Origin of the sequence: Kribbella sp. NPDC026596, from assembly GCF_040638415.1 — a bacterium.
In the GTDB taxonomy this organism is placed as follows: domain Bacteria; phylum Actinomycetota; class Actinomycetes; order Propionibacteriales; family Kribbellaceae; genus Kribbella.
Genome location: NZ_JBEZYF010000015.1, coordinates 35,980 through 60,425, shown reverse-complemented (window position 1 = coordinate 60,425; position 24,446 = coordinate 35,980). Strand labels below are relative to the sequence as shown.

The window sequence follows — 24,446 nt, the reverse complement described above, 5'->3', positions numbered from 1 at the left end:
GATTCGATGCGTCACACTGTCGACGTGACTCAACCGCAGCCCATGCAGCCGTCTCCCTACGTTCCGCCCCCGGCCGGTGCGCCCTTTGGTACGCCGACCCAGCCGGAGCCGCGGATGCCGTGGGCGAAGGCGATCGTGGTGACCGTGGTCGTGTTCCTGGTCGCCGGTGTGGTGGCCGGGTGGGCGTGGCAGCAGTTCTCGCCGCTGGCGCAGTACACCGTGGACGAGAACGGTGGAGCGCTGGGGGAGGAGCAGATGACCCGGATCTTCGGGCCGGACGGCACCTTCACCTCGATCGGCTTCCTGGCCGCGCTCGTCCTCGGTGGTGCACTGTTCTGGTGGCTGCGGAACTACGGTCCGTGGTCGGTCGCGATCGTGACCCTCGGCGCGTGCCTCGGCTCCGGCATCGCCTGGGGAGTGGGCATGCTGCTCGGCCACGACCCGATCCAGCCGCGCCTGCAGGCGGCCAAGCCCGGTGACCTGGTCTCCGCGCCCCTCGAGCTGCACACCTGGACCCCAGCGGTCTCCTGGCTGATCGGTGCCGCCCTCGCGTGCGCCATCCTCGCCGCCACCACCTGGCGCAGCGAACCGGTTGCAACCACATCGCAACCTGCCGCGTCAGAGCCTGCACCACCGGTGCAGTAGCGTTTGCGGGTCGTGTCTAGGCGCGGGACCGCCAGACGCGACCTAATCCGGTGGGTGAGGCCACTGGAACACGCGAGGGAGCATATGTCCGACCAGAACACCCCGCCGTACCCCGGTGCCGGCGGCCCGCAGAACCCCCAGAACCCCTACGGCCAAGGCCAGTACGGCGGACCGCAGCAGGGCCAGCGCCCGCCGGCCGGACCACCGCAGCAGGGCCAAGGCCAGAACCTGTGGCCTCAGCCCGGACAGCAGCAGTACCAGCCTGGCCAGCCGCAGCAGGGCCGGTCGCAGCAGGGTGCACCGCAGCCTGGTTACCAGCAGGGCGCGCCGCAGCAGGCTCCGCAGTACGGCGGGCCGCAGTACGGTCAGCCCGGTCCGCAGTACGGGCAGCCGGGTCAGGCGCCGTACGGGCAGGCCGGTGAGCAGGCGTCGTACGAGCAGATGCATGTCGGTGGGCAGCCGCCGCAGGGGCCGCCCGGGTACGGGCAGCCGCAGTGGCAGCCGGAGCCGAAGAAGAAGCGCGGCAAGGTCATCCCGCTGATCGCGGCGCTGGCCATGGTGCTCGTCGTCGCCGGTGGCGGAATCTTTGCCTACGGCAAGCTCAAGGGCGGCGACCAGCCGGCCGCCGTGCTGCCGGGCACCGCCGTCGCCTACGCCCGCGTCGACCTGAACCCGTCGGCCGGCCAGAAGGTCGCGGCGATCCGGTTCCTGATGAAGTTCCCGTCGGTCAAGGACAAGTTCGGCCTGACCGGCGAGAAGGACGACCTGCGGCAGAAGCTGTTCGAGCAGATCAAGAAGTACGCCGGTGACGACCTGGCCGACGTCGACTACGACAAGGACGTCAAGCCGTGGCTCGGCGAGCGCGCCGGGATCGCCGCGCTGCCGCCCGCCGACGGCAAGGGCGACCCGGTCGTCGTGGTCGCGGTGCAGGTGAAGAACGAGGGCGAGGCCACCAAGGGCCTGGACAAGTTGATGGCCGGCGAGGACAAGAAGCCGGGCCGCGCGTTCAGCAACGGTTACGTGCTGCTCGGTGACGACCAGGCCACCGTCGACGCGGCCGTCGCCACCGCCAAGGACAACCCGTTGGACAAGAACGCCAAGTTCAGCGCGGACATGGACAAGCTCGGCGAGCAGGGCTTCGCCTCGGTCTGGGCCGACATGAAGGGGATCGCCTCGATCTCCGGCAAGGTCGACTCCGAGGCGCTGGCCGGCGTCGGCGACGCGAGTATGGCCGCCTCGCTGCGGTTCGACTCGTCGTACGTCGAGCTGAAGGGCATCGCCCAGGGCGACCAGGGCATCAAGGTCAACTCGGCCGATGCTGCCGATGTGGTCACCAAGCTGCCGGACACCACGGCCGGCGCGATCGCGGTGTCGGGTGGCGAGAACCTGGTCGACACGATGTGGAAGCAGATCGACAAGGCTGCCAACGGCAACATCAAGGAGCTGACCGAGCAGATCACCAAGGAGACCGGCCTGAACCTGCCGGACGACCTGAAGAGCCTGCTGGGCAAGAACCTTGCGGTCGCGATCGACAAGGACGCGGCGAACGGCCCGAAGATCGCGGCCCGGATGGAGACCGACCCGGCGAAGGCCGAGCCGGTGGTGGAGAAGCTGACCACGCTGCTGCACGAGCGCAGCTCGGCCAACATCCCGATCGAGAGCGCGAAGGACAACGACACCCTCGTCCTCGCCACCGACAAGGACTACGCCGAGCAGGTGCTGAAGGGTGGCAACCTCGGCCAGACCGAGAACTTCAAGCAGGCCCTGCCCGACACCAAGGGCGCGGTGACGATCGGGTACGTCGACTTCGAGTCGGTGGGCTCGCTCAGCCCGAAGTTCGGCTCGGACAAGGATCTGGCCGCACTCCGCTCCGGCGGGTTCGTGGCTCGCTCCACCGGCGACGGCCAGGCGGAGTTCACTCTGCGGGTCGTCGCGAAGTAGGAATTTCTCCGGCCGGTGATGTCGAAATCGGCCGGACGGCTTCTACCTCCTGGGTGAAGGCACCTTTCACCCAGGAGGAGAACCGAGATGAACCACCTCAGTGACATTCGGACCGTCGGCGTACCGGTGACCGACCAGGACCGCGCGGTCGCGTTCTACACGGGCACGTTGGGGTTCGAGCTGTTGATGGATGCCAGGCTGGAGCAGCTCGGCGGCCGCTGGATCGTCGTCGCGCCGGCCGGCGCCGCGGCGAGTATCGCGCTGGTGCCGGCGTCCGAGGGCAACCCGGCCGGCGTCGACACCGGCATCCGGCTCGCCAGTCCGGACGCGCCGGCAGCGCACAAGCACTTCCTGGCCGAGGGAGTCGACACCGACGAACTGCTCGAGTGGCCGGGCGTCCCGCCGATGTTCAGTCTTCGCGACCAGGATGGGAACCGGCTCTACGTTTCTCAGGGCTGACCGAGGCGCACCCCGGTGAGCGAGGCGCAGGCGTCCAGGAAGGCTGCCTGCGTCTCGGGATCCCTCGCGGCCGGATGCGTCCGATGCGGCCGCAGGTGGTAGAAGTACCCGCCGGTCGGCGCATCCGGCGCGGTCGCGAGCCAGATCTGGGTCAGATGCGCCTGGTTCAGATCGCCCGGTGCGCCGCGGCCGCCCATCTTGGTCGGGACCCAGCCGGGATCCACAGCGTTGGAGAGTACGCCGGGCCAGAGCCGGGCGACCGCGAACGCGAGGATCACGTCGTGCAGCTTCGAGTCCGAATACGCCTGCGCTCCGCGCCACCGCCGCCGTACCCACTGGAGATCGTCGAGTACGACGTCGCCGCCCTCGTGCATCCCCGAGCTCAGATAGACCAACCGCTGCGGCCGCTCGATCAGAGCGGTCAGCAGGTACGGCGCCAGCGCGTTGACGGCGAACACGTGCTCCAGCCCGTCGACCGTCTCGACCCGCGGCTCTTGATACCCGACCGCCGCGTTGTGGATCACCACGTCGAACCGCCCCGACGCATTCGCCTGCCGCGCCAGCTCGCGAGTTTCCGCGATGCTCGCGAGGTCGCCGGTCAGCACGCCTGCCGCCTTCGGCAGCGCGGCGACGGCGTCACCGGCCCGGGACTCGTTCCGCGCGTGGAGGACGACCTCATGCCCCTGCGTCATCAGTTCACGAGCAGCCAGTTGGCCGAGCCCGTCGGCCGACCCAGTGACGAGAATGCGTGCCATGTGTCCCACTCTGCCAGGCTCAGGCGATGACGTGGCCGCCGTCGACCGAGACGATCGAGCCGGTGGCGAAGGGCTCGTTCATCAGGAACACGTAAGCCGCCGCGATGTCTTCCGGTTCGCCGACCCGGCGGACCGGAAGGCCTCCGGCGGCCTGCTCGTAGTCCATGGCGCCCGCCCAGAGCGGGGTGCGGACCACGCCGGGCTTGACCGCGTTGACACGCAGCGGCGCGAGTTCAACGGCGAGCGCGCGGACCAGGCTGTCCACGGCGCCGCAGATGCTCGCGGCGACGGACCAACCGGGTGCGGGCCGGTCGCCGGCGGCGCCGGTCGTCAGTACGACGGAACCGCCGGGACGGATCTTCGACGCCGCGGCACCGACGGCGCCGAGAGCGCCGAAGTACCGGACCTCGAACGCCTTGCGTGCCTTGTCGAGATCCATCGTGCCGACCTCGAGCAGCGTCAGCGACTCACCCGCGGTGAACACGAGGTGGTCGAACGGCTCGAGGCGGTCGAAGAACGCGGCGACCTCACCGGAGTCGGTGAGGTCGACCGCCTCGCCCGTCGCTGAGTCCGGAAGGATTTCGAGTGCGCCCTTCACCGAGTCAGGGTTGCTGGAGGCAACAATGATGGTCGCACCCTGGGCGGCGGCCAGTTCCGCGGTGGCGAGTCCGATCCCCGACGTACCACCGAGGACGACGACGCGCTGGTCCTGCAAGGTCATGAGATTGCCTTTCGTGGTTGAGATTTCCCTTCCACGATGCGGTCACCCGGCCGTCGGAGTCCAAGACCTGTTAGGGCGCCTGTAATACCCTGAAGGTATTATGGACGTCGACTTCCGCAAGCTCAGGTACTTCGTCGCCGTCGCCGAGGAACTGCACTTCGGCCGGGCGGCGGAGCGGCTGCATATCGCCCAGCCGGTGCTGTCCCGGCAGATCCGCGCGCTGGAGGACGAGCTGCGCGTCCAGCTGTTCGTGCGCACCAAGCGCGCGACCGAACTGACCCCGGCCGGTCGCCAGCTACTCGACGACGCGCGACCGTTGCTCGCCTCGGCCGAGGCCGTACGGCGGCGGGTGGCCCAGGCTGCCCGGGGACCGAAGACCTTCACGGTCGGATTCATGCCCGGCATCACCGTGACCCCGGCGGTCCGGGCGTTCGCCGCCGCGCATCCCGACGTCGAGGTCGAGGTGATCCGCACGACCTGGGACGACGAGGTGGACGTCCTGCACGACGGTCGCGTCGACGTCAGCATCGTCCGGCTGCCGATCGACCAGCAGGGTTTGAGCATCCGCCCGTTGTTCGAGGAACCGCGGGTCGCGATGGTCCCGTCGGACCACCGCCTGGCCGGCAAGCCGATGATCGAGATCACCGACCTCGCCGACGAACACCTGCTCCAGCCGCCGGACGCCGTACCGGAGTGGCGCGACATCGCCGTCGAGCTACGCCGCGGCAATCCCAGGCCCGTGCCGGCCTATCGCAGTGTCGAGGAGAAGCTGGAACACATCGCGGCCGGACGTGGTATCTCGATCCTCCCGCTGTCCGTCGCCACCTACTACCAGCGCCCCGACATCGCCGTCGTCCCCGTGCATGACCTGACCACCAACAAGGTCGCCCTGGCCTGGATCGCCGCCCGCCGCTCCCGCCTCATCTACGACTTCGCGGACCTCGCGGCGGCGGTCGACTGGCTTCAATAGGCCGGGGAGCTGCGCCCGGGTCACGAGCGGTGGCACGATCACTACATGGGGAGGCTGCCAGTCCGTCGTACCGCCGCGGTGCTGGTGTTCGCCCTGGCCGGCTGCTCGCTCGGGGGCACAGACAAGAACACCGTCCCCAGCCCGACGACCAATGTTCCAGTGATCACCGTTCCGGAGATCCCGCCGCCTTTCCCTGATCTCGGCACGGCGTCGCTAGAGCCGGCCAAGGCCCTGAAATTGCAGGCTGTACTCGCGGGCATCGTCCGCCGGCACGCCACCATTCCAGAGGCCGAGTCGGCGGCGCGCGGGGTGACGGCCGCGATCGTCACCGACCGGTGGATCTGGTCGGGCGCAGCTGGCCAGGACGCGGTCGGGAAGTCGTTGACGCCGGACACGAGCATGTCGGTCGCGAGCATCACCAAGACGTTCGTCGCGGCGGAGGTGATGCGTCTCGCGCGGGATGAGCAACTCGATCTGAATGCGCCGATCTCGGCGTACGTGAAGCACACGCTGACCGCGAACCAGGCGACCGTGCGGCAACACCTGTCGATGATGTCCGGCGTACTGGACTATCTGCCGGCCGACTACGCCCGGATGGACAAGGCGATCAGCGCAGCGCCCGGCCGGCATTGGACGCCGCAGCAGGCGCTCGCCTATGACACTGCGCCGACTGCGCCGCCGGGCGAGTTCTTCGCGTACAGCAATCCGAACTATCTCCTGCTGGGCCTGATGATCGAGAAGGTGACCGGCCGTCCGCTGGCCGAGGTGCTCCGGCACGATCTGGCGGCACCCGCAGGGCTTCAGCATGCCGCCTTCCAGGACGGGGAGAAGCCCCAGCCGCCGGTCGCGGGCGATGCCGATCCGCTGTGTGGAACGGAACCTGACGCTTACGTTCCGTGTCGCGCGGTGGCCAGTCGGTCAGCGGCGAGCGCAGGGCTCGCCGCGGACGCACCAACGATCGCGCGGTGGGGCTACGAGCTGTACGGCGGTCGCGTGATCGGGCCTGGGTTGGCGGCTGAGATGACGGCGGGCGACGGCGAGTACGGCCTGGGGACGATGCTGTTCACGCAGCAGTTCGGCATCGGCGACGCGGTCGGTCACACCGGCGACATGCCCGACCACACGAGCATGCTGCTGGTGATCGGTTCGAAACGGCTCTCCATCGCAATGATTCTTGCTGAAGGCAACAAGAACGTCCGGACCACGATGTCCGAGCTCACCGCCGCCCTCCAGCCCCTGCTCGGCTGATCGAGTGCTGACGACGACTGGTTTTGGTGGCATCATCGAAGGATGAGGTGGAGCGCAGCCGCCCTCCTGGTGATTGCGCTGGTGGTGGGATGTTCTGGTGGGGGAGACTCCTGCAGCCGCGCCGACCACGGCTGCCACAATGCAGGCGTTCCCGGAGCCAGGGACGTCCGCACTTGATCCGGCGAAGGCGAAGACGCTGCAGGACGTGGTCGACAAGGTGGTCGCGTCGCCCGACAGCCCATCAGGCTCGCGAGGTGCGACCGCCGCGGTCGTAACCGATCGCTGGATCTGGTCGGGAGCGGCCGGGACGGACATCCGCGGTACGGCGTTGCGTCCGGAGACGAGCATGGCGGCCGCGGACATCACGAAGACGTTCGATGCGGCCGAGGTGATGCTGCTCGTCAAGGCCGGCAAGGTCGACCTGGACAAGCCGATCTCGACGTACCTGCAGCACAAGTTGACCGCGAACAACGCGACCGTCCGGCAGCATCTGTCGATGACGTCGGGCGTTCCCGACTTCGGGAACGACGACTACCGCGAGCTGGACAAGGCGGTCACGGCGGCGCCGGGCAGGCATTGGACGCGTGAGCAGACGCTGTCGTACCACACTGCCAAGGTCGGAGCGCCGGGCAGCGACTCCGGTTACAGCAATGCCAGCTATGAGCTGCTGGGCCTGCTGATCGAGAAAGTGACCGGCCAGCCACTCGCCGGTGTATTCCGTCGCGACCTGGCCGCGCCGGCCGGGCTGAGGCACGCCGCCTTCCAGGACGGGGAGAAGCCGGAGCCCCCGGCGGCCGTGGACAACAACGAGTCCTGCGGCGAGCCGGACGGCTACCTTCCGTGCCGCGCCTTCGCGAGCGCGCTCGCGGCGGGTCATGGACTTGCCGCCGACGCACCGACGGTCGCGCGCTGGGGGTACCAGCTGTACGGCGGCCGCGTGCTGCCGGCCGAGCTGGTCAGCGAGATGACCAAGTGCGACGGGCACTACGGGCTGGGGACGGAGTTGTTCGCGGACGCGCTCGGCATTGGTACGTCGTACGGTCACTACGGTGACAATCCCGATCACACCAGCCTGCTGGTCGTGGTCCCGGCGAAGAAGGTTTCGGTCGCCCTGATGATTGCCGACAGCAGGAGAGATGTCGGCAAGATGATGCAAGAGCTGACCAAAGCCCTCCAGCCCCTGCTCAACTGAGCGGAGCCGGAGGGCGGTGCTCAGTGGCGGACCCGGTAGCGGATGTGGGTGGCCGCCGGGGTGTCGATCACCCGCGCCACCTCCAACTCGATCTGCTGCGGCAGGACGTCGAACAACCGCAGGCCGCGGCCGAACAGCACCGGAACCTGGTCGAGCTGAAGCTCGTCCAGCACTCCGGCCTCGAGTGCCTTCTGGGCGGTGTACGCACCGTGCACCAGCACGTCCTTGTCGCCGGCCGCCGCCTTCGCCTGCGCCATCGCGCTCTCGATGTCCGTCACGAACGTCACCGTCTCGTACTTCTGCGCCGCGGCAGGCGCCGGCTGACGGCTGAGCACGAAGATCGGCACCCCGTGGTGGTCACCGCCGTAGTAGTCGACCTGTTCCGCGGTCCGCCGGCCGACGACCACGGCGCCGGTGTCGTTCAGCTCGTCCCAGATCTCGCCGGCCGGTCCCTCCGGCCGGCCGAACTCCCCGTCGGGGCCTTCGTACCACTTGTGCAGCCGCATGAAGCCGTCACCGCCGGGGTTGCCGGGCTGGTCGTTCGGACCGGCGATGAACCCGTCGACGGACACCGACATCAACAACACCGATGAAGACATGATCCTGCTCCTTCACTCCGCGAAGCGCGGCCGGTCCGCGCTCTCACCCTCGCGTCGAAGGAACCCGACCGGACTCGACATCAGTCTGCGGACAGTGCCTCCAGCACGCCATCGCCGTACTTGGCCAGTTTGTTCTCGCCGATGCCGCTGATCGTGCCCAGCTCGGCCAACGAACTGGGGAGGTCGGTGGCGATCTGGCGCAGCGTCGCGTCGTGGAAGATGACGTACGCCGGGACGCCCTGCTCCTTGGCGACACCGGCCCGCCACACCCGCAGCCGCTCGAAGACTGGAGCCGCTTCGGGAGCGAGATCGGCCGCGGCTTTCTTCGCACCAGAAGACCTCGACTTGGACCGCACCCGCTCGGGCTCGCGGCGCATCATCACCTCGCGGCGCCGGCCGAGCACCTCAGCGCTCTCCTCTGTGAGCACGAGCGTGCCGTAGTCGCCTTCCACCGCGAGCAGCCGCAGCGCCAGCAACTGCCGGATCACACCGCGCCACTCGGTGTCCTTGAGCTCGGTCCCGATCCCGAACACGGACAGCTGCTCGTGCCGGAACTGCTTGACCTTCTCGGTCTCCTTGCCGAGCAGGATGTCGATCAGCTGCCCGGCGCCGAACTTCTGGTTGCGTTCGTGCTGCAGCCGGTACACCGTGGACAGCAGCTTCTGCGCCGCGATGGTCCCGTCCCACGACTCCGGTGGCGTCAAGCAGGTGTCGCAGTTCCCACACGTGTCGCCGTGCTGACCGAAGTACGCGAGCAGTTGCGACCGCCGGCACTGCACGGTCTCGCACAACGCGAGCATCGCGTCGAGGTGCGAGCTGAGCCGGCGCCGGTGCGCGAGATCACCCTCGGACGTGTCGATCATCTTCCGTTGCTGTACGACGTCCTGCAGTCCGTACGCAAGCCACGCGGTCGACGGCAGTCCGTCCCGCCCTGCGCGACCGGTCTCCTGGTAGTAGCCCTCGACGGACTTCGGTAGATCGAGATGCGCGACGAACCGGACGTCGGGCTTGTCGATGCCCATCCCGAACGCGATCGTCGCGACCACGACCAGCCCGTCCTCGCGCAGGAACCTGGCCTGGTTGACCGAGCGGGTCCGGCCGTCCAGACCGGCGTGGTACGGCACGGCCTCGATCCCGTTCTGGGTCAGGAAGGCGGCGGTCTTCTCGACACTGTTGCGGGACAGGCAGTAGACAATGCCCGCGTCTCCGGCGTGCTCGGTGCGCAGCAGGTCGAGCAACTGCCGCTGCGGGTTGTCCTTCGAGACGATCCGGTACTGGATGTTGGGCCGGTCGAAGCTCGCGACGAAGTGCTTGGCGTCGGTCAGCTTCAGCCGGGTGGCGATCTCCTGGTGGGTCGCCTCGGTCGCCGTCGCGGTCAACGCGATCCGCGGCACGTCGGGCCACCGCTCGTGCAGCTCGGACAGCATCAGGTAGTCCGGCCGGAAGTCGTGTCCCCACTGCGACACACAGTGCGCCTCGTCGATCGCGAACAGCGAGATCTTGCCCTGGTCGAGCAACCGCACGGTCGACTCGACCCGGAGCCGCTCGGGCGCCAGGTAGAGCAGATCCAGCTCGCCGGCCAGGAACGCCTGCTCGACCTCGCGCCGCTGCTCGAAGTCCTGCGTCGAGTTCAGAAATCCCGCGCGTACGCCGAGGGCCGTCAAGGCGTCGACCTGGTCCTGCATCAACGCGATCAGTGGTGAGATCACCACGCCCACACCGGAGCGGACCAGCGCCGGGATCTGGTAGCACAGCGACTTCCCGCCGCCGGTCGGCATCAGGACCAGGGCATCCCCGCCGGCCACGACCGTGTCGATGATCTCGGCCTGCTCACCGCGAAAGGCGTCGTACCCGAAGACCCGGCGTAGCACATCGACAGCTTCTGGCTGTCCGTCGACGGCTTCTGGAAGGGGCAGCCCGGTTGTCTCGGTCACCCCGCGAGTCTAATGAGATCGCCTCGCCGATGCTGGCCGCCGAAGCCAAACCTGTGGATTACTTGGCGATCTCGCCCGCATACGTCCCGACGCTCCAGAGATTGCCCTCGAAATCCTTGACCGTGAAGCCGCGTGATCCGTAGTCCGCGTTCTCCAGACCGCGGACGACGACCGCACCGGCACCGATGACGCGACCGATGAGGCTGTCCGGGTCGTCGTGGACCAGATAGATCGACTGTGCCTGATCTGCGAGGGCGGTGAACTCGTCCGGTTCGGCCTTGGCATCCGCCGAACCCATCATGATGCCGCCACCGAACGGCCAGCTCAGCTCGGAGTGCGCGATCGATCCCTCGGCCACGCCGGGGTACGACGCGACGAGGACGAAGCCGAGGCCCTCGGTGAGGAACTTCAGTGCGGCCTGTCCGTCTCGGTAGTGGAGTCCAGGCCAGACCCCGATCACCGTTTTCTGCTCAGTCGTGGTGTTCATACCTCCGACTCTGCGGTCCAGGCCGGGACGAAGTCTTGAACGTTTGGGAGTTCCTCGGCCATCCACTGCCGGGGTGAGCAGCCGGCGATCGCTCTCCATTCCCGGGTCAGATGCGCCTGGTCGGCGTACCCGAAGCGGGCGGACAGGTCGGCCAGCCGGATCGTCGGCTGCCGCCGCAACCGCCAGACCGCGCGCTCGAACCGCAGCACCCGTGCCGTCACCTTCGGCGCCAGCCCGAACTCCGCGGTGAACCGATCGGTGAGATACCGCCGGCTCCACCCGACCTCGTCGGCCAGCTCTTGTACGCCGATCGTGCCGCCGGACGCGCACAATCGCCGCCACGCCCGGCCGACCTCGGGCCGCTCGGCGTGCGCGACGCCGTCAGCCCATCGCTCGAGGAACAACCCTTCGAGCAGATCGAAGCGCGCGTCCCAGGTCGGCGCCTCCCGCAGTTGCTCGGTGAGCAGGCGGGCGGGCCGGCCGAGAAGGTCGTCGAGCCCCACGACGGTGGAGGTGAGCTCGATCGGTGGCAGGCCGAGCAGCACGCGGGCGGCGGATGGGGTGAGCGACAGTTGCACACCGGCCCGGCTAGGGGTCGCTCCGACGTGGACCGCGGTCGAGTGCAGTCCGCCGACGAGGGCGTCGAACTTCTCGACCGGTGCGCCGGGCCAGGCGACTCCCAACGGCTCGTCCAACGTGATGACGAGTGTCAGGTGTCGCGAGGGGAGTCCGCGGTGGAGAGGCGGCGCATCGCCGTCGTACGCATAGCCGCTGAGGTCTCCGACGTACGGGCGCAGGACGGGGTGCACCGGTCGCTGCACCTGCGTGAACCCCGCCATGGTTCTCAGGCTAGGACTACCCTCCGACAGATTCACGCCCTCCGCGATTCGGGACCCGCGTACCGCCATCTGGACGCGCGTGGCACCATGTGAATTCCGTCCCCACCCCTCCGCCCCGGTCAGGCGTGGGAGTCGTCCAGACGCAGAGGAGAAGCCGTCGTGCCTGCTTTGAGGTCCCGTACTGTCACCCACGGCCGCAACATGGCGGGCGCCCGCGCTCTCATGCAGGCCTCCGGGGTAGCCCGGGAGGACTTCGGCAAGCCGATCATCGCGGTGGCGAACAGCTTCACCGAGTTCGTCCCCGGCCACACCCACCTGGCGCCGGTCGGCCGGATCGTGTCCGAGGCGATCCACGCGGCCGGCGGGATCGCGCGCGAGTTCAACACCATCGCCGTCGACGACGGGATCGCGATGGGCCACGGCGGCATGCTCTACAGCCTGCCGTCGCGGGACCTGATCGCCGACTCGGTCGAGTACATGGTCGAGGCGCACTGCGCGGACGCGCTGGTCTGCATCTCGAACTGCGACAAGATCACCCCCGGCATGCTGAACGCCGCGCTCCGGCTGAACATCCCGACCGTGTTCGTCTCCGGCGGCCCGATGGAGGCCGGCCGGGCCACGCTTGTCGACGGGACGGTCCGCAAGCTCGACCTGATCGACGCGATGTCCGAGGCCGTGAACGAGAACGTCTCCGACGCCGACATCCTGCGGATCGAGGAGAACGCCTGCCCGACCTGCGGATCGTGTTCGGGCATGTTCACCGCGAATTCGATGAACTGCCTGACCGAGGCGATCGGCCTGTCGCTGCCGGGCAACGGCTCGGTGCTGGCGACCCACACCGCGCGCAAGGCGCTGTACGAGAAGGCCGGCGAGACCGTCGTACAAATCACCAAGCGGTACTACGACAACGACGACGCGACCGTGCTGCCGCGGAACATCGCGTCCCGCGAGGCGTTCGGGAACGCGATGGCGCTGGATATCGCGATGGGCGGGTCGACCAACACGATCCTGCACCTGCTGGCTGCGGCCCAGGAGGCGGAGGTCGGGTTCGACCTGGACGACATCAACGCGGTGTCGCGCCGGGTGCCGTGCCTGGCCAAGGTCGCGCCGAACGTCGCGCCGGGCGGCACGTACTACATGGAGGACGTGCACCGGGCCGGCGGCATCCCGGCGATCCTCGGTGAGTTGCACCGCGCCGGACTTCTGAACGAGAACATCCACACCGTGCACAGCGACTCGATCGACGAGTGGCTGAAGACGTGGGACCTGCGCGGCGGATCGCCGTCGCCGGAGGCCGTGGAACTGTGGCACGCGGCCCCGGGCTGCAAGCGGTCGGCGACCGCGTTCTCGCAGTCGGAGCGGTGGGACACCCTCGATGACGACGCGGCGAACGGCTGCATCCGGGATCTCGAGCACGCGTACTCCAAGGACGGCGGACTCGCGGTTCTGAAGGGCAACCTGGCCGTCGACGGCTGCGTGGTGAAGACGGCCGGCGTGGACGAGTCGATCTGGACCTTCCAGGGTCCCGCGGTGGTGTGCGAGTCGCAGGAGGAAGCGGTCGAGAAGATTCTCGCCAAGCAGGTCCAGCCGGGCGACGTCGTGGTGATCCGGTACGAGGGCCCGAAGGGTGGCCCTGGGATGCAGGAGATGCTGTACCCGACGTCGTTCCTCAAGGGTCGTGGCCTGGGCAAGGTGTGCGCGCTGGTCACCGACGGCCGCTTCTCCGGCGGTACGTCGGGACTCTCGATCGGTCACGCGTCACCCGAGGCCGCGTCCGGTGGGACGATCGCGCTGGTCCAGGACGGCGACCAGATCCGGATCGACATCCCGGGCCGCTCGATCGAGCTGCTGGTGTCCGAGGAAGAGCTGGGTGCTCGCCGCGAGGCGCTCGGTGGTGCCTACGCGCCGCGCGCCCGCGAACGCAAGGTCTCCCAGGCACTGCGCGCGTACGCCGCGATGGCGACCAGCGCCGACAAGGGCGCCGTCCGCGACGTCTCGAAGCTGGGCTAGATCTCCAAGTCGAAGGCGAGACTGATGGCCTCGGCCAGGGCTGGTTCCTGGTCGGGGTGGAGGTAGCCGATCAGGCGGCCGAGCTGGACCTTCGGGATGGTCTGGATGTTGTCGCAGGAGATGGCGCTGGCATGGTCGAGGCCGTTGTCCTGGCCGACCAGGACCTCGGTGGACAGGCCGCGGATGGTGCTGGTGATCGGGGCGACGGTGACGTTGGTCAGGCGCGGCCTGATCAGTTCACGGGTGAGGACCACGACCGGTCGCGGCTTGTCCAGCCGGGCGATGTGGATCGGCCGCATCAGTCGAGGTCGGTGAGCGCGGTGCCGGCGGCGGTCGGGGCCAGGCCCTCCAGGTCAGGGTAGTCGCCGTGCTCGGTCAGGATGGCGAGGTCGCGGGCGGCCAGCTCCCGGCGGCGCTCCCGCTCCATCGCCCGGGCGACCACGGACGCCCGGCTCGTCGCCTTGTCGGTCGCCACCAACTGGTCCATGAACTCGACCAGCTCATCCGGCAACCGCACAGTGATCTGCTTACTCATACCAACACCATACCGCTGTGGGATTCATTTCGGTAGCGCGGTCTGCCGCTCGTGGGTCTCGAACAGGCGTGCGGCGGTCAGGGGTCAGTTCGGGGACATGGTGGACCAGTTGATGAGGTCGGTGGCGGGGAGGGAGGGGAGGGCTGCGATGGCGGCGAGTTCGCTGTCGATGAGGCCGACCAACTGGACCAGGCGGGAGGTGGTGTCGGTGGCCTCGAGGAGTTTCTGGCGGTCGGGGGTGAGCAGCGTCATCGCGGCCGACATCAGGAACGACAGCGTGCTCGGGTCGTCGGGCAGCTCGCCGATGTGCAGGCCGGGGCGGCTGACCTCGCTGACGGCCTCGGCGTACTTCCGGAAGCGGGCGACCGCGATCGTCGCCGTACCGAGCGGGTCGTCACCGAGCTCCTCGTCGAGCCACTCGACGTCCCCGACCAGGTAGTCGCCGCTGCCGTCCAGCTCGGCGACCTTGAACCGGCGGTTGCCGGTCAGGGTGATCTCGACCGGCCCGTCGTCGTCCTGATCCAGCGTGATCTCCGAAATCGTCGCCGCGCAGCCGGTCCCGTACAGCGACCGGAACACCCGCTCACCCAGCTCGTACCCGTCCCGGACGGCCAGCGCGCCGCAGACCAGCTCGCCACCGTTCTCGACCAGGTCGCGGATCACCGCGCGACCCTGGACATCGGTCACCGGAACGGGGAGCACCAGCCCGGGAAAGATCACTGTGTCGACAGTGAGCAGCGGCAGGCGGGAGTCCATATCGACGAGCCTAGGGCATGTTCACCCCCGATCACGCCTGGTGACAGCGCTGGTCCGGCCGTCCTGTGGATATGCGGTCGGGCCGGGAGTCCGTCACCACTAGACTGACGCCATGATTCGCCGCGTCGACCTGCGGGGCCGAGTGGCGGCCGGAGAGGTGCCTGACCTCCCCGCCGAAGTGAACGCCCTCGTCCCCCGAGCCTTGTTCGACGTCGAGAAGGCTCTCGACGTCGTCCGACCGATCTGCCTGGATGTCCGCCATCGCGGACTCGAGGCGATCAGGGAGTACGGCGAGAGGTTCGACCATGTGCGCGTCGAGGACATCCGCGTCCCGGCCGACGCCTTGAAGACCGCGCTGGAGGAGCTCGACCCGGAGGTGCGGTCCGCGTTCGAGGAGTCGATCCGCCGGGTCCGTGAGGTCAGCCAGGACGAGCTCAGCGCTGACATCGTCTCCGAGCCCGCGCCAGGCGGCCGGGTCACGCAGCGGTTCGTCCCGGTCCAGCGCGTCGGTCTCTACGTCCCCGGCGGTCGTGCGCCACTGGCGTCCAGCGTCCTGATGAACGTCGTACCGGCACAGGCTGCCGGAGTCCCGTCCCTCGCGGTCGCATCCCCGCCCCAGAAGGAGTTCGGCGGGCTGCCGCACCCGACTGTGCTCGCGGTGTGCGCGCTGCTGGGCATCGAAGAGGTCTATGCGATGGGCGGCGCGCAGGCGATCGCCGGCTTCGCGTACGGCTTTGACGGCTGCAAGAAGGTCAACCTGATCACGGGTCCCGGCAACATCTACGTGGTCGCCGCGAAGCGGTTCCTGCTCGGTGAGGTCGGGATCGACTCCGAGGCCGGCCCGACCGAGATCGCGATCCTCGCCGACGACACCGCGGACCCGCAGCACGTCGCCGCCGACCTGATCAGCCAGGCCGAGCACGACCCGATGGCCGCCAGCGTGCTGGTGACACCGTCCGAAAGCCTGGCCGCGAAGGTCGAGGCCGAGCTGCCGTTGCAGGTCGCGAGGACCAAGCACCAGGACCGCGTGACCGAAGCGCTCGGCGGTCAGCAGTCGGCCGTCGTGCTGGTCGACGACCTCGAGCAGGGCACCGCTGTCGTGGACGCGTACGCCGCTGAGCACCTGGAGATCCAGACCGTGGACGCGGAGGAGCGGGCCGGCCTGATCACCAACGCCGGCGCGATCTTCGTCGGCGGCTGGTCGCCGGTCTCCCTCGGTGACTACTGCGCAGGCTCCAACCACGTGCTCCCGACCGCGGGATGCGCCTGCCACTCGTCCGGACTATCCGTGCGGAGCTTCCTCAAGGCGGTGCACGTCATCAACTACTCACGCGACGCGTTGCAGGACGTCGCCGGCCACGTGGTCGCGCTCGCGCACGCCGAGGACCTGCCGGCTCACGGTGCCGCGGTGTCGGTGCGATTCCCGGAGGAGAACTGATGGGCCGGTTCGACGGGCTGCCACTCCGCGACGAGCTGAAGAGCTTCGAGCCGTACGGCGCCCCGCAGCTCGACGTCCCGATCCTGCTGAACGTCAACGAGAACCCGTATCCGCCGAGCGAGGAGGCCGTCGCCGACATCGCGGCCGCGGTCTCCGTCGCGGCGAGCGGGATGAACCGCTACCCGGACCGCGAGTTCCTCGACCTCCGCGCGGATCTCGCGGCCTACCTGGGCCGGGAGTCCGGTGCGCAGCTGACCGCCGAGCAGGTCTGGGCGGCCAACGGTTCCAACGAGGTGATGCTGCACATCCTGCAGGCCTTCGGCGGCCCCGGGCGTACGGCGCTCTCGTTCGCGCCGACGTACTCGATGTATCCGGAGTACGCCCGGGACACGAACACGGGCTGGGTCACGGGTCGCCGGGCCGAGGACTTCACCCTCGACCAGAGCAAGGCGCTGGCCGCGATCTCCCGGCACCACCCGTCGGTCGTGCTGCTCGCCTCGCCGAACAACCCGACCGGTACGGCGCTGCCGATCGAGGTGGTCGAGGCGATCGCCGCCCGGACCGCCGCGATGGGTTCCGTCCTGGTCGTCGACGAGGCGTACGCCGAGTTCCGCCGGGCCGGGACTCCGAGTGCGGTCACGTTGTTGCCGTCGTACCCGAATCTCGCGGTGGCGCGGACGATGTCGAAGGCGTTCGCGATGGCCGGCGGCCGGGTCGGATACCTTGCCGCGAGCAAGCAGTTGGTGGACGCGCTGCGGATCGTCCGGCTGCCGTACCACCTGTCCGCGGTGACCCAGGCGGTCGCGCGGGCGGCGTTGCGGCACTCCGACGAGCTGCTCGGCCGGGTCGAGCAGTTGCGGGTCGAGCGGGACGAGACCGTCGACTGGCTGCGGTCGCTGGGCCTGCGCGCGGTCGACTCGGACGCGAACTTCGTGCTGTTCGGTACGTTCGCCGACCGGCACGCGGTCTGGCAGTCGCTGCTGGACGACGGCGTACTGATCCGCGAGACCGGGCCGGACGGCTGGCTGCGGGTCTCGATCGGCACCAGCGAAGAGATGGCCGCATTCCGCGCTTCACTGGAGCGCATCCTCAAGTCCGACGTGGGAAGGCTGACATGACCCGCACAGCGCGGATCGATCGGGAGACCAGCGAGTCGAAGGTCCTGGTCGAGCTGAACATCGACGGCGAGGGCCGGGCCGACATCTCCACCGGCGTCGGGTTCTACGACCACATGCTCAACGCGCTGGCCAAGCACGCGCTGCTCGACCTCCACGTGAACACGGTCGGCGATCTCGAGATCGACGCGCACCACACGGTCGAGGACACCGCGATCGGCATCGGCCAGGCCCTGAAGGAGGCCCTCGGCGACAAGCGGGGGATCCGGCGGTTCGGCGATGCGACGGTGCCACTGGACGAGGCGCTTGTGCACTGCACGGTCGACCTGTCCGGACGCCCGTACTGCGTGCACACCGGCGAGCCGGACGGCCAGGTGTACGCGATCATCGGTGGCGACTACGCCGGGTCGCTGACGCAGCACGTGTTCGAGACGCTCGCGTTCAACGCCGCGATCTGTGTCCACATCCGGGTGCTGTCCGGTCGCGACCCGCACCACATCGTCGAGGCGCAGTTCAAGGCGTTCGCCCGGGCGCTGCGGGCAGCCGCCGAGCTCGACCCGCGGCAGACCGGTATCCCCTCCACCAAGGGCGCTCTGTGACGAAGAAGGTCGTCCTCTTCGACTACGGCTCCGGCAACATCAGGTCGGGGGAGCGGGCCTTGCAACGCGTCGGCGCGGACGTCACGGTCACGTCGGACTTCGATGAGGCGCTGAACGCCGACGGCCTCCTGGTTCCCGGTGTCGGCGCCTTCGAGGCGTGCATGACCGGCCTGAAGGCGGTCCGTGGTGACGTGATCGTCGACCGGCGGCTGAGCGGCGGCCGTCCGGTGCTCGGCATCTGCGTCGGCATGCAGATCCTGTTCGCCCGCGGTATCGAGCACGGGGTGGAGACCGAGGGCTGCGACCAGTGGCCCGGCGTGGTCGAGCGCCTGCAGCCCGAGACCGGCGAGCCGGTCCCGCACATGGGCTGGAACACCGTCGACGCCCCGGCCGGCACCGGCCTCTTCGAGGGCATCGACAAGGAACGCTTCTACTTCGTCCACTCGTACGGCGTCCGCAGCTGGCAGCTGACCGACACCCGCGAGTCGGTGACCCCGCTCGTCACCTGGATGACGTACGGCGGTGATCGTTTCGTCGCCGCGGTCGAGAACGGACCGCTGACCGCCACCCAGTTCCACCCCGAGAAATCCGGCGACGCGGGCGCGAGCCTGCTGGCCAACTGGGTCCGCTCACTCTGACGCTGGAGCGGCAGCCTCATGCGGAGCGGGTGAGGACGGCTCCCGGCGCGCGGGTATGGGATGGGTTACGGCGGCAACTCGTGTCGCCGTGATCGAGGGGGCGGCGATGGGCGGGATCAGCAGCACCACGGAACGGGCGATCGAGATGGCAGCCATTCCGCGCTTCACCAGAGACACCGTTCAGGCGGTGCCGAAGGACCGGATGCCGGATCAGGAGATGCTGCCGCAGTCGGCGTACCAGCTCGTCCGGGACGAGATGATGCTGGACGGCAATGCCCGGTTCAACCTGGCCACGTTCGTGACCACGTGGATGGACGACGAGGCGAACCGGCTGTACGCGGAGACGGTCGACAAGAACATGGTCGACAAGGACGAGTACCCGCAGACGGCGGAGATCGAGAGCCGGTGCGTGTTGATGCTCGCCGACCTGTGGAACGCGCCGGACACGGCCGATGCGATCGGGACGTCGACGACGGGCAGTTCCGAGGGCTGCATGCTGGGTGGCCTGGCGCTCAAACGGCGCTGGCAGCACGCCCGGCGCGCCGCGGGGAAGCCCTTCGACCGGCCCAACCTCGTGATGGGCCAGAACGTGCAGGTCGTGTGGGAGAAGTTCGCCGAGTACTGGGACGTGGAGCCGCGGTATGTGCCGCTGGAGGGCGACAACCTCTACCTGACCGCCGACCGGGCCCTGCGGTTCGTCGACGAGAACACCATCGGCGTGGTCGCGATCCTCGGCTCGACGATGGAAGGCAGTTACGAGCCGGTCGCCGAGATCTGCGCCGCGCTGGACGACCTGGAGCAGCGGACCGGAATATCCGTGCCGGTGCACGTCGACGCGGCGTCGGGTGGCTTCGTGGCTCCGTTCCTGCAGCCCGACCTGGTGTGGGACTTCCGGTTGCCGCGGGTGGCCTCGATCCAGGCTTCCGGTCACAAGTACGGCCTCGTCTATCCGGGCGTCGGCTGGGTGCTGTGGCGGCACACCGAGAACCTGCCCGAGGAGCTCGTCTTCAAGGTGAACTATCTGGGCGGGGACATGCCGACGTTCGCGCTGAACTTCTCCCGGCCCGGCGCGCAGGTCCTGCTGCAGTACTTCCAGTTCCTGCGGCTCGGCCGGGACGGCTACCGGCGCATCCAGCAGACCTGCCAGGACGTCGCCGTGCACCTCAGCGACGCGATCAACAAGATGCCCGCGTTCGAACTGGTCTCGGACGGGCGGGACCTGCCGGTGTTCGCGTTCCGGATGGCCGACGGCGTCACGAAGTACACGGTGTACGACGTATCCCGGAAGCTGCGCGAGCGGGGCTGGCTGGTGCCGGCGTACACGATGCCGCCGAACCGGGAGGATCTGGCCGTACTGCGCGTGGTCGTGCGCAACGGGTTCAGTCACGACATGGCCGAGCTGTTCCTCCGTGACCTGCGGGTGGCGGTCGAGTGGCTCGACGGCCTGACCGCTCCTATGCCGCAGGAGAAGTCGCCGGCCGGCTTCCATCACTGACCGAATGAGCGGCAGCGACCGATGATGTCCTGGGCCGCCGGCTTCCGGGCTCGCCAGTACGTCCGGCAGAGCCTGTGGGTGGTCCCGCTGCTCGGTGGCGTGATCGGTGCGCTGCTGTCCGACCTCGACCTGTGGGTCGAGAACCGGATCACCGTGCCACCGAGGTGGTCGTACTCCGCGAGCACCGCGAACAGCGTGTTGTCGGCCGCCTCGGCCGCGATGATCGGGCTGATCGGCTTCGTGGTCACGATCGGCGTCCTGGTCGTGCAGATGGCGACCGGCACACTGTCGCCACGCTTCATGCGGCTGTGGTACCGGGACCGGCTGCAGAAGTTGGTGCTCGCGGCGTTCACGGCCACCTTCACCTTCGCCTTCGCCCTGCTGCGCCAGGTGGAGACCGAGTCCGTACCCGATCTGGGCATCACCCTGGTCGGGCTGGCCGTCGCCGCCGACCTGATCCTCCTGCTGCTGTACTTCGACCGCTTCGTGCACGCGCTCCGGCCGGTCGCCGTCGCGGCGGCGATGACCCGTGCCGGTCTGGCGATCGAAGCCGCGGACGACGGCCTCACCATCGCTGCCGATCCCGGGGACGGGCGGCGCGGTGCGCCGGACGCACAGGTGCCGGCGTCCCGGTCGGGCGCCATCCAGGACATCGACATCGCGGGCCTGGTCCGGTTCGCGGCGGCCCGCGGCCAGGTCTGCGTCGTACCGCACACGATCGGTGACTTCGTCACCGTGGGAAGCGTGCTGATGGAGGTTCACGGGGCGGCGAGCGAGGCCGACCTGCGCCGGCTGGGCGGGATGGTCTCCCTGGGGAGTGAGCGCACGATCGACCAGGACCCCGCCTTCGCCCTGCGCATTCTGGTCGACATCGCCATCCGCGCGCTGTCCCCGGCGGTCAACGACCCCACCACGGCGACCCAGGTGCTCAACTACATCGGCGCTCTGCTGCTCGGGATCGGGTCCTCCGATCGTGCCTTCCGGGGGACCGCGCTCGACGCGGACGGTCGGGTCCGCCTGGTCATCCGGACCCGCGGCTGGGCGGACTATCTCGATGTCGGGGTGACGGAGATCCGCCAGTACGGCACCGCCTCTCCGGCGGTCTGCCGGCGGTTGCGCACCATGCTCGAGGATCTGCGGGCCGGGGTGCTCCCTGCCCGCCGGGCCGCGGTGCAAGACCAGATCGACGCCCTGGACCGGGCCACCGACGCCGCGTTCGCCGACCCGTTCGCGCGTGCGCTGGCGCGGATGAGCGACCGGCAGGGCCTCGGTACCGCGCGATCCGGCGAGACCTCCGAGGCCCGCCGTTTGATCGGCCCAGCGCCCTGACCGAGGAGGAGAACCGCTATGCCAACCGCCGACATGGACGCACTGGTCATCTTCGGTGCGACCGGTGATCTCGCGAAGCTGGAGACCTTCCCCGCGCTGGTCGGGCTGGTCGACCGGGGCGCGCTCGACGTACCGATCGTGGGGGTGGCCAAGAGCGGCTGGGGGCTTGACCAGTTCCGCGCGTACGCGACGGCGTCGTTGCTGGCCAACGGGATCGACCCGGACAGTCCCGCGGCGGCCGGCATGCTGGGCCTGCTGCGCTACATCGACGGGGATCTCGACGACGACACGACGTACGGCGCGATGGCCGAGGAGATCGGCGCCGGCGGACGGGCGCTGTTCTACCTCGAGGTGCCGCCGCCGCTGTTCGGCCGGATCGCCGAGGGGATCGCGGCCGCAGGCAAGGCCGACGGGGCCCGGGTGATGGTCGAGAAGCCGTTCGGCACCGACCTGGCCAGCGCTCAGCGGCTCAACGCGACCATGAACGAGGTCTTCCCCGAGGACGCCATCTACCGGGTGGATCACTGGCTCGGCCTGGATCCGCTGGAGAACGTCCTGTTTGCCCGGTTCGCCAACTCGGTGATCGAACCGCTGCTCAACCGCGACCACGTGGAGAGCATCCAGATCACCATGGCGGAGAGCTTCGACGTCTCCGACCGGGGGAGCTTCTACGACCGCACGGGGGCGATTCGTGACGTCCTTCAGAACCACATGCTGCAGGTGCTCGCGAGTGTGATGGCCGATCCGCCGGGCCATCTCGACGACGCAGCCTGGCGGGCGCAGAAGGCCGCGGTCATCAGCTCACTCCGCCCGCTCACCGCAGACGACACGGTACGCGGGCAGTACGACGGTTACCTCGACGTCGCCGGCGTCAATCCCGGCTCGCGGACCGAGACGTACGTCGCGGTCCGGCTGGCGCTCGACACGTGGCGCTGGGCCGGCGTTCCGATCGTGATCCGGGCCGGGAAGTGCCTGCCGGTCACCGCGACCGAGGTGGCGATCCGGTTCCGCCGGCCGCCGCAGGATTTCTTCGGGCTCGCCGGTGCCTCCGTCGCGAACCAGTTGCGGTTCCGGATCTGGCCGGAGAGCGAGGTCGGGCTGACCCTGTGCGGCAAGAAGCCCGGCGCCGGGTGGAACGCGCAGGCCGAGGACCTCACGTTCGCGGAGGCGGCGGGATCCGACCAGCGCCCGTACGACCGGCTGATCGGGGCCGCGCTCGCGGGCCGGCAGGCGCTCTTCGCCGCGCAGGAGACGGTCGAGGCCGCGTGGCGAGTGGTCGAGCCCGTGCTCGATGACGTCGTCCCCGTCATCTCGTACGCCAAGGGCAGCTGGGGGCCGAAGGAGGCCGACGCCCTGCTGCCGCCCGACGCGACCTGGCACGAGCCGGCCGGATGATCGGCGGGTCAAGGTCCGGCCCGACCTCACCCTGACCGGTCACCCTCCTCGCCCTGACGGGCAAGCCTGTGGTGAAGAGCGACGGCGATCGCGGGGAATACCAGGACCGACAGGACGCCCGCGCCCACCAGCGCGGCGGCGTTCTCGGGCAGCATGTGGCCGGTCGCGAGTCCGATCTGGCTGAGGGCGACGAGCAGCGGCAACGCCGTCGACACGATGAAGACGAGTTCGAACCGTCTCGTCCGGGGGAGTGCGGTCCGGTACACCAGCAGCGTCGGGAGGCCGCGGACGGCCAGCAGCAGAAGGAAGAACAGGAACAGCCGCCCCGGGGCGTCGACGATGGACTCCACGTCGAGCCCCATTCCCGACGAGACGAAGAAGATCGGGATGAAGAAGCCGTAGCCGACGGCATCGAGCTTGTGATCGAGGTCTCCGGGCGCCCACCGGCGCAGGACGAGGCCGGCCACGAAGGCGCCCAGGACCACGTCGAGCCCGAAGTCGGCGGCGACGACCAGCAGGAGCAGCAGCAACGCGACGGTCCACCGCAGTGTGGTCTGCGACGTCGCGTGCTCTCCCTCCGCCAGGATCCGGGCGATCCGGCCACCCCGGCCCAGCCTGGGCAGCACACTCAGCAGCAGTGCGAGGAGGCCCATCGCGGCGATCGAGATGAGCCCGACGAACCGGCCGTGCGACCCGAGGAAGATTGCGATCGCCACCACCGGCAGGAACTCCCCGACCGCCCCCGCGGCGAGGATGTACGGGCCGAACGACCCGCGCAGCATGTTGTTGTCCCGCAGGATCGGCAACAGCGTGCCGAGCGCCGTCGTGGTCAGACCGAGCGCGACCGGTACGAAGGCCTTCACGACGCCGAGCGCCGCGAGCCCGCCGACGATCACGCAGGCCAGCGTGATCGTGACCAGCCACCCGGACACGGCGAGCCGGCCGGCCGACTGCCGGAAGACCGTCAGGTCCAGCTCGTAGCCCGCCAGCAGGAACAGGAACCCTAGACCGACGTTCGCGAGCAGTTGGATGCTGTTCGGGTCGGCCAGGTCGAGGACATGCGGCCCGACGACCACACCGCCGAGAATGAGCACCACGACCTGAGGAACCCGTAGCCGGCCCAGCAACCCGACGAGCACCGGTGTCACAGCCGCCACCACCGCGACCACGAACAGGCTGGTCAGTCCCGAACCGAGATCAGTGCTCATCTGACCAGACTGACCGCGCCTGCGGGCCGCTGACCTCCCTCAGGCCGGACGACCGCACCCGGTCGAGCGGTGGGTTCCTGACACGCGTTCTCTTGCCGTTAGTGAGTTGTTTACCGTACGTTCACTGGCGACCACTGC

At 69.0% G+C, this 24,446-nt stretch carries 24 protein-coding genes; 14 read left to right on the top strand and 10 right to left on the bottom strand.

The genetic code is table 11. The features are described from left to right. Positions 1 to 24 precede the first annotated feature (24 nt). The 3 genes from AB0E63_RS15075 to AB0E63_RS15065 all read left to right on the top strand — a co-directional run bounded on the left by AB0E63_RS15075 (position 25) and on the right by AB0E63_RS15065 (position 3,045). Positions 25 to 645, top strand: coding sequence for a hypothetical protein (locus AB0E63_RS15075; RefSeq protein ID WP_360365658.1), 621 nt, complete (start codon positions 25 to 27; stop codon positions 643 to 645). Positions 646 to 729: 84 nt separating this feature from the next. Further along, positions 730 to 2,586, top strand: coding sequence for a DUF3352 domain-containing protein (locus AB0E63_RS15070; RefSeq protein ID WP_360365656.1), 1,857 nt, complete (start codon positions 730 to 732; stop codon positions 2,584 to 2,586). 87 nt (positions 2,587 to 2,673) lie between these two features. Next, a complete protein-coding gene (locus AB0E63_RS15065; RefSeq protein WP_360365655.1) occupies positions 2,674 to 3,045 on the top strand; it encodes a VOC family protein in 372 nt (123 codons plus the stop codon). Here the strand turns inward: AB0E63_RS15065 and AB0E63_RS15060 are convergent. Together AB0E63_RS15060 and AB0E63_RS15055 are read right to left on the bottom strand one after the other, a co-directional pair. Beyond that, positions 3,036 to 3,800 carry an SDR family NAD(P)-dependent oxidoreductase gene (locus tag AB0E63_RS15060; protein WP_360365654.1) on the bottom strand — a complete coding sequence of 255 codons (765 nt, stop codon included), beginning with the start codon at positions 3,798 to 3,800 and terminating at the stop codon, positions 3,036 to 3,038. The genes AB0E63_RS15065 and AB0E63_RS15060 overlap by 10 nt on opposite strands. 19 nt (positions 3,801 to 3,819) lie before the next feature. Next, positions 3,820 to 4,521: an SDR family oxidoreductase gene (locus AB0E63_RS15055; protein ID WP_360365652.1), complete on the bottom strand. Its 702-nt coding sequence runs from the start codon at positions 4,519 to 4,521 to the stop codon at positions 3,820 to 3,822. A 100-nt stretch (positions 4,522 to 4,621) separates the two neighbouring features. Between AB0E63_RS15055 and AB0E63_RS15050 the strand changes: the two genes are divergently transcribed. The 3 genes from AB0E63_RS15050 to AB0E63_RS15040 all read left to right on the top strand — a co-directional run bounded on the left by AB0E63_RS15050 (position 4,622) and on the right by AB0E63_RS15040 (position 7,931). Then, positions 4,622 to 5,491, top strand: coding sequence for a LysR family transcriptional regulator (locus AB0E63_RS15050; protein ID WP_360365650.1), 870 nt, complete (start codon positions 4,622 to 4,624; stop codon positions 5,489 to 5,491). 45 nt (positions 5,492 to 5,536) lie between these two features. Next, positions 5,537 to 6,739: a serine hydrolase domain-containing protein gene (locus AB0E63_RS15045; protein ID WP_360365648.1), complete on the top strand. Its 1,203-nt coding sequence runs from the start codon at positions 5,537 to 5,539 to the stop codon at positions 6,737 to 6,739. A gap of 97 nt (positions 6,740 to 6,836) precedes the next feature. Continuing rightward, positions 6,837 to 7,931, top strand: a complete 1,095-nt coding sequence (locus AB0E63_RS15040; RefSeq protein ID WP_360365646.1) for a serine hydrolase domain-containing protein — start codon at positions 6,837 to 6,839, stop codon at positions 7,929 to 7,931. A 20-nt stretch (positions 7,932 to 7,951) separates the two neighbouring features. Here AB0E63_RS15040 and AB0E63_RS15035 read toward each other — a convergent pair whose 3' ends face one another. From AB0E63_RS15035 to AB0E63_RS15020, 4 genes are all read right to left on the bottom strand, one after another. Beyond that, on the bottom strand, positions 7,952 to 8,530 hold the full coding sequence (locus AB0E63_RS15035; RefSeq protein ID WP_360365644.1) for a dihydrofolate reductase family protein: 579 nt from the start codon (positions 8,528 to 8,530) through the stop codon (positions 7,952 to 7,954). Positions 8,531 to 8,610: 80 nt separating this feature from the next. After that, positions 8,611 to 10,464, bottom strand: a complete 1,854-nt coding sequence (recQ, locus tag AB0E63_RS15030) for a DNA helicase RecQ (protein WP_360365642.1) — start codon at positions 10,462 to 10,464, stop codon at positions 8,611 to 8,613. A 58-nt stretch (positions 10,465 to 10,522) separates the two neighbouring features. Continuing rightward, positions 10,523 to 10,951, bottom strand: coding sequence for a VOC family protein (locus tag AB0E63_RS15025; RefSeq protein ID WP_360365640.1), 429 nt, complete (start codon positions 10,949 to 10,951; stop codon positions 10,523 to 10,525). Next, a complete protein-coding gene (locus tag AB0E63_RS15020) occupies positions 10,948 to 11,790 on the bottom strand; it encodes an AraC family transcriptional regulator (RefSeq protein ID WP_360365638.1) in 843 nt (280 codons plus the stop codon). Before AB0E63_RS15020 ends, AB0E63_RS15025 begins: the two co-directional genes overlap by 4 nt. A 159-nt stretch (positions 11,791 to 11,949) precedes the next feature. On the opposite strand from AB0E63_RS15020, the gene ilvD reads away from it, so the two are divergent. Beyond that, positions 11,950 to 13,800 (top strand): dihydroxy-acid dehydratase, encoded by a 1,851-nt coding sequence (gene ilvD, locus AB0E63_RS15015; protein WP_360365637.1) that lies wholly within the window; start codon positions 11,950 to 11,952, stop codon positions 13,798 to 13,800. Here the strand turns inward: ilvD and AB0E63_RS15010 are convergent. The 3 genes from AB0E63_RS15010 to AB0E63_RS15000 all read right to left on the bottom strand — a co-directional run bounded on the left by AB0E63_RS15010 (position 13,797) and on the right by AB0E63_RS15000 (position 15,091). Then, entirely contained in the window at positions 13,797 to 14,099 is a 303-nt protein-coding gene (locus AB0E63_RS15010) for a type II toxin-antitoxin system PemK/MazF family toxin (protein ID WP_360365635.1), read from the bottom strand. The genes ilvD and AB0E63_RS15010 overlap by 4 nt on opposite strands. Further along, on the bottom strand, positions 14,099 to 14,335 hold the full coding sequence (locus AB0E63_RS15005) for a YlcI/YnfO family protein (RefSeq protein WP_360365633.1): 237 nt from the start codon (positions 14,333 to 14,335) through the stop codon (positions 14,099 to 14,101). Before AB0E63_RS15005 ends, AB0E63_RS15010 begins: the two co-directional genes overlap by 1 nt. A gap of 84 nt (positions 14,336 to 14,419) precedes the next feature. Next, positions 14,420 to 15,091 (bottom strand): LON peptidase substrate-binding domain-containing protein, encoded by a 672-nt coding sequence (locus AB0E63_RS15000; protein ID WP_360365631.1) that lies wholly within the window; start codon positions 15,089 to 15,091, stop codon positions 14,420 to 14,422. Between the two features lie 112 nt (positions 15,092 to 15,203). Here AB0E63_RS15000 and hisD point away from each other — a divergent pair, with 112 nt between their 5' ends. The 7 genes from hisD to zwf all read left to right on the top strand — a co-directional run bounded on the left by hisD (position 15,204) and on the right by zwf (position 23,100). Beyond that, positions 15,204 to 16,529, top strand: coding sequence for a histidinol dehydrogenase (gene hisD, locus AB0E63_RS14995; RefSeq protein WP_360365629.1), 1,326 nt, complete (start codon positions 15,204 to 15,206; stop codon positions 16,527 to 16,529). Beyond that, a complete protein-coding gene (locus AB0E63_RS14990; RefSeq protein ID WP_360365627.1) occupies positions 16,529 to 17,647 on the top strand; it encodes a histidinol-phosphate transaminase in 1,119 nt (372 codons plus the stop codon). Before hisD ends, AB0E63_RS14990 begins: the two co-directional genes overlap by 1 nt. After that, positions 17,644 to 18,243: an imidazoleglycerol-phosphate dehydratase HisB gene (gene hisB, locus AB0E63_RS14985; RefSeq protein WP_360365625.1), complete on the top strand. Its 600-nt coding sequence runs from the start codon at positions 17,644 to 17,646 to the stop codon at positions 18,241 to 18,243. Before AB0E63_RS14990 ends, hisB begins: the two co-directional genes overlap by 4 nt. Next, positions 18,240 to 18,881: an imidazole glycerol phosphate synthase subunit HisH gene (gene hisH / locus AB0E63_RS14980; RefSeq protein ID WP_360365623.1), complete on the top strand. Its 642-nt coding sequence runs from the start codon at positions 18,240 to 18,242 to the stop codon at positions 18,879 to 18,881. The genes hisB and hisH overlap by 4 nt, the downstream gene beginning before the upstream one ends. A 145-nt stretch (positions 18,882 to 19,026) precedes the next feature. After that, positions 19,027 to 20,376, top strand: a complete 1,350-nt coding sequence (locus tag AB0E63_RS14975; protein ID WP_360365815.1) for a glutamate decarboxylase — start codon at positions 19,027 to 19,029, stop codon at positions 20,374 to 20,376. 21 nt (positions 20,377 to 20,397) lie between these two features. Beyond that, positions 20,398 to 21,705, top strand: a complete 1,308-nt coding sequence (locus tag AB0E63_RS14970) for a DUF2254 family protein (protein ID WP_360365621.1) — start codon at positions 20,398 to 20,400, stop codon at positions 21,703 to 21,705. 18 nt (positions 21,706 to 21,723) lie between these two features. Further along, a complete protein-coding gene (zwf, locus tag AB0E63_RS14965; RefSeq protein WP_360365619.1) occupies positions 21,724 to 23,100 on the top strand; it encodes a glucose-6-phosphate dehydrogenase in 1,377 nt (458 codons plus the stop codon). A gap of 26 nt (positions 23,101 to 23,126) precedes the next feature. Here the strand turns inward: zwf and AB0E63_RS14960 are convergent, their stop codons facing one another. Further along, the gene (locus tag AB0E63_RS14960) at positions 23,127 to 24,308 is read right to left on the bottom strand and encodes a cation:proton antiporter (protein ID WP_360365617.1); all 1,182 of its coding nucleotides are present in this window, start codon (positions 24,306 to 24,308) and stop codon (positions 23,127 to 23,129) included. Between the last annotated feature and the right edge of the window lie 138 nt (positions 24,309 to 24,446).

What these genes read in the sequence shown, in the direction of transcription:
- AB0E63_RS14975 (WP_360365815.1), top strand. Translation starts at nt 19,027, where the DNA reads ATGGCAGCCATTCCGCGCTTCACCAGAGACACCGTTCAGGCGGTGCCG.
- AB0E63_RS15025 (WP_360365640.1), bottom strand. Translation starts at nt 10,951, where the DNA reads ATGAACACCACGACTGAGCAGAAAACGGTGATCGGGGTCTGGCCTGGA.
- AB0E63_RS15005 (WP_360365633.1), bottom strand. Translation starts at nt 14,335, where the DNA reads ATGAGTAAGCAGATCACTGTGCGGTTGCCGGATGAGCTGGTCGAGTTC.
- AB0E63_RS15010 (WP_360365635.1), bottom strand. Translation starts at nt 14,099, where the DNA reads ATGCGGCCGATCCACATCGCCCGGCTGGACAAGCCGCGACCGGTCGTG.
- hisD (WP_360365629.1), top strand. Translation starts at nt 15,204, where the DNA reads ATGATTCGCCGCGTCGACCTGCGGGGCCGAGTGGCGGCCGGAGAGGTG.
- AB0E63_RS15045 (WP_360365648.1), top strand. Translation starts at nt 5,537, where the DNA reads ATGGGGAGGCTGCCAGTCCGTCGTACCGCCGCGGTGCTGGTGTTCGCC.
- AB0E63_RS15060 (WP_360365654.1), bottom strand. Translation starts at nt 3,800, where the DNA reads ATGGCACGCATTCTCGTCACTGGGTCGGCCGACGGGCTCGGCCAACTG.
- AB0E63_RS15070 (WP_360365656.1), top strand. Translation starts at nt 730, where the DNA reads ATGTCCGACCAGAACACCCCGCCGTACCCCGGTGCCGGCGGCCCGCAG.
- zwf (WP_360365619.1), top strand. Translation starts at nt 21,724, where the DNA reads ATGCCAACCGCCGACATGGACGCACTGGTCATCTTCGGTGCGACCGGT.
- hisB (WP_360365625.1), top strand. Translation starts at nt 17,644, where the DNA reads ATGACCCGCACAGCGCGGATCGATCGGGAGACCAGCGAGTCGAAGGTC.
- AB0E63_RS15020 (WP_360365638.1), bottom strand. Translation starts at nt 11,790, where the DNA reads ATGGCGGGGTTCACGCAGGTGCAGCGACCGGTGCACCCCGTCCTGCGC.
- AB0E63_RS15055 (WP_360365652.1), bottom strand. Translation starts at nt 4,521, where the DNA reads ATGACCTTGCAGGACCAGCGCGTCGTCGTCCTCGGTGGTACGTCGGGG.
- AB0E63_RS15035 (WP_360365644.1), bottom strand. Translation starts at nt 8,530, where the DNA reads ATGTCTTCATCGGTGTTGTTGATGTCGGTGTCCGTCGACGGGTTCATC.
- AB0E63_RS15065 (WP_360365655.1), top strand. Translation starts at nt 2,674, where the DNA reads ATGAACCACCTCAGTGACATTCGGACCGTCGGCGTACCGGTGACCGAC.
- AB0E63_RS14960 (WP_360365617.1), bottom strand. Translation starts at nt 24,308, where the DNA reads ATGAGCACTGATCTCGGTTCGGGACTGACCAGCCTGTTCGTGGTCGCG.
- AB0E63_RS14970 (WP_360365621.1), top strand. Translation starts at nt 20,398, where the DNA reads ATGATGTCCTGGGCCGCCGGCTTCCGGGCTCGCCAGTACGTCCGGCAG.
- AB0E63_RS15050 (WP_360365650.1), top strand. Translation starts at nt 4,622, where the DNA reads ATGGACGTCGACTTCCGCAAGCTCAGGTACTTCGTCGCCGTCGCCGAG.
- AB0E63_RS14990 (WP_360365627.1), top strand. Translation starts at nt 16,529, where the DNA reads ATGGGCCGGTTCGACGGGCTGCCACTCCGCGACGAGCTGAAGAGCTTC.
- AB0E63_RS15000 (WP_360365631.1), bottom strand. Translation starts at nt 15,091, where the DNA reads ATGGACTCCCGCCTGCCGCTGCTCACTGTCGACACAGTGATCTTTCCC.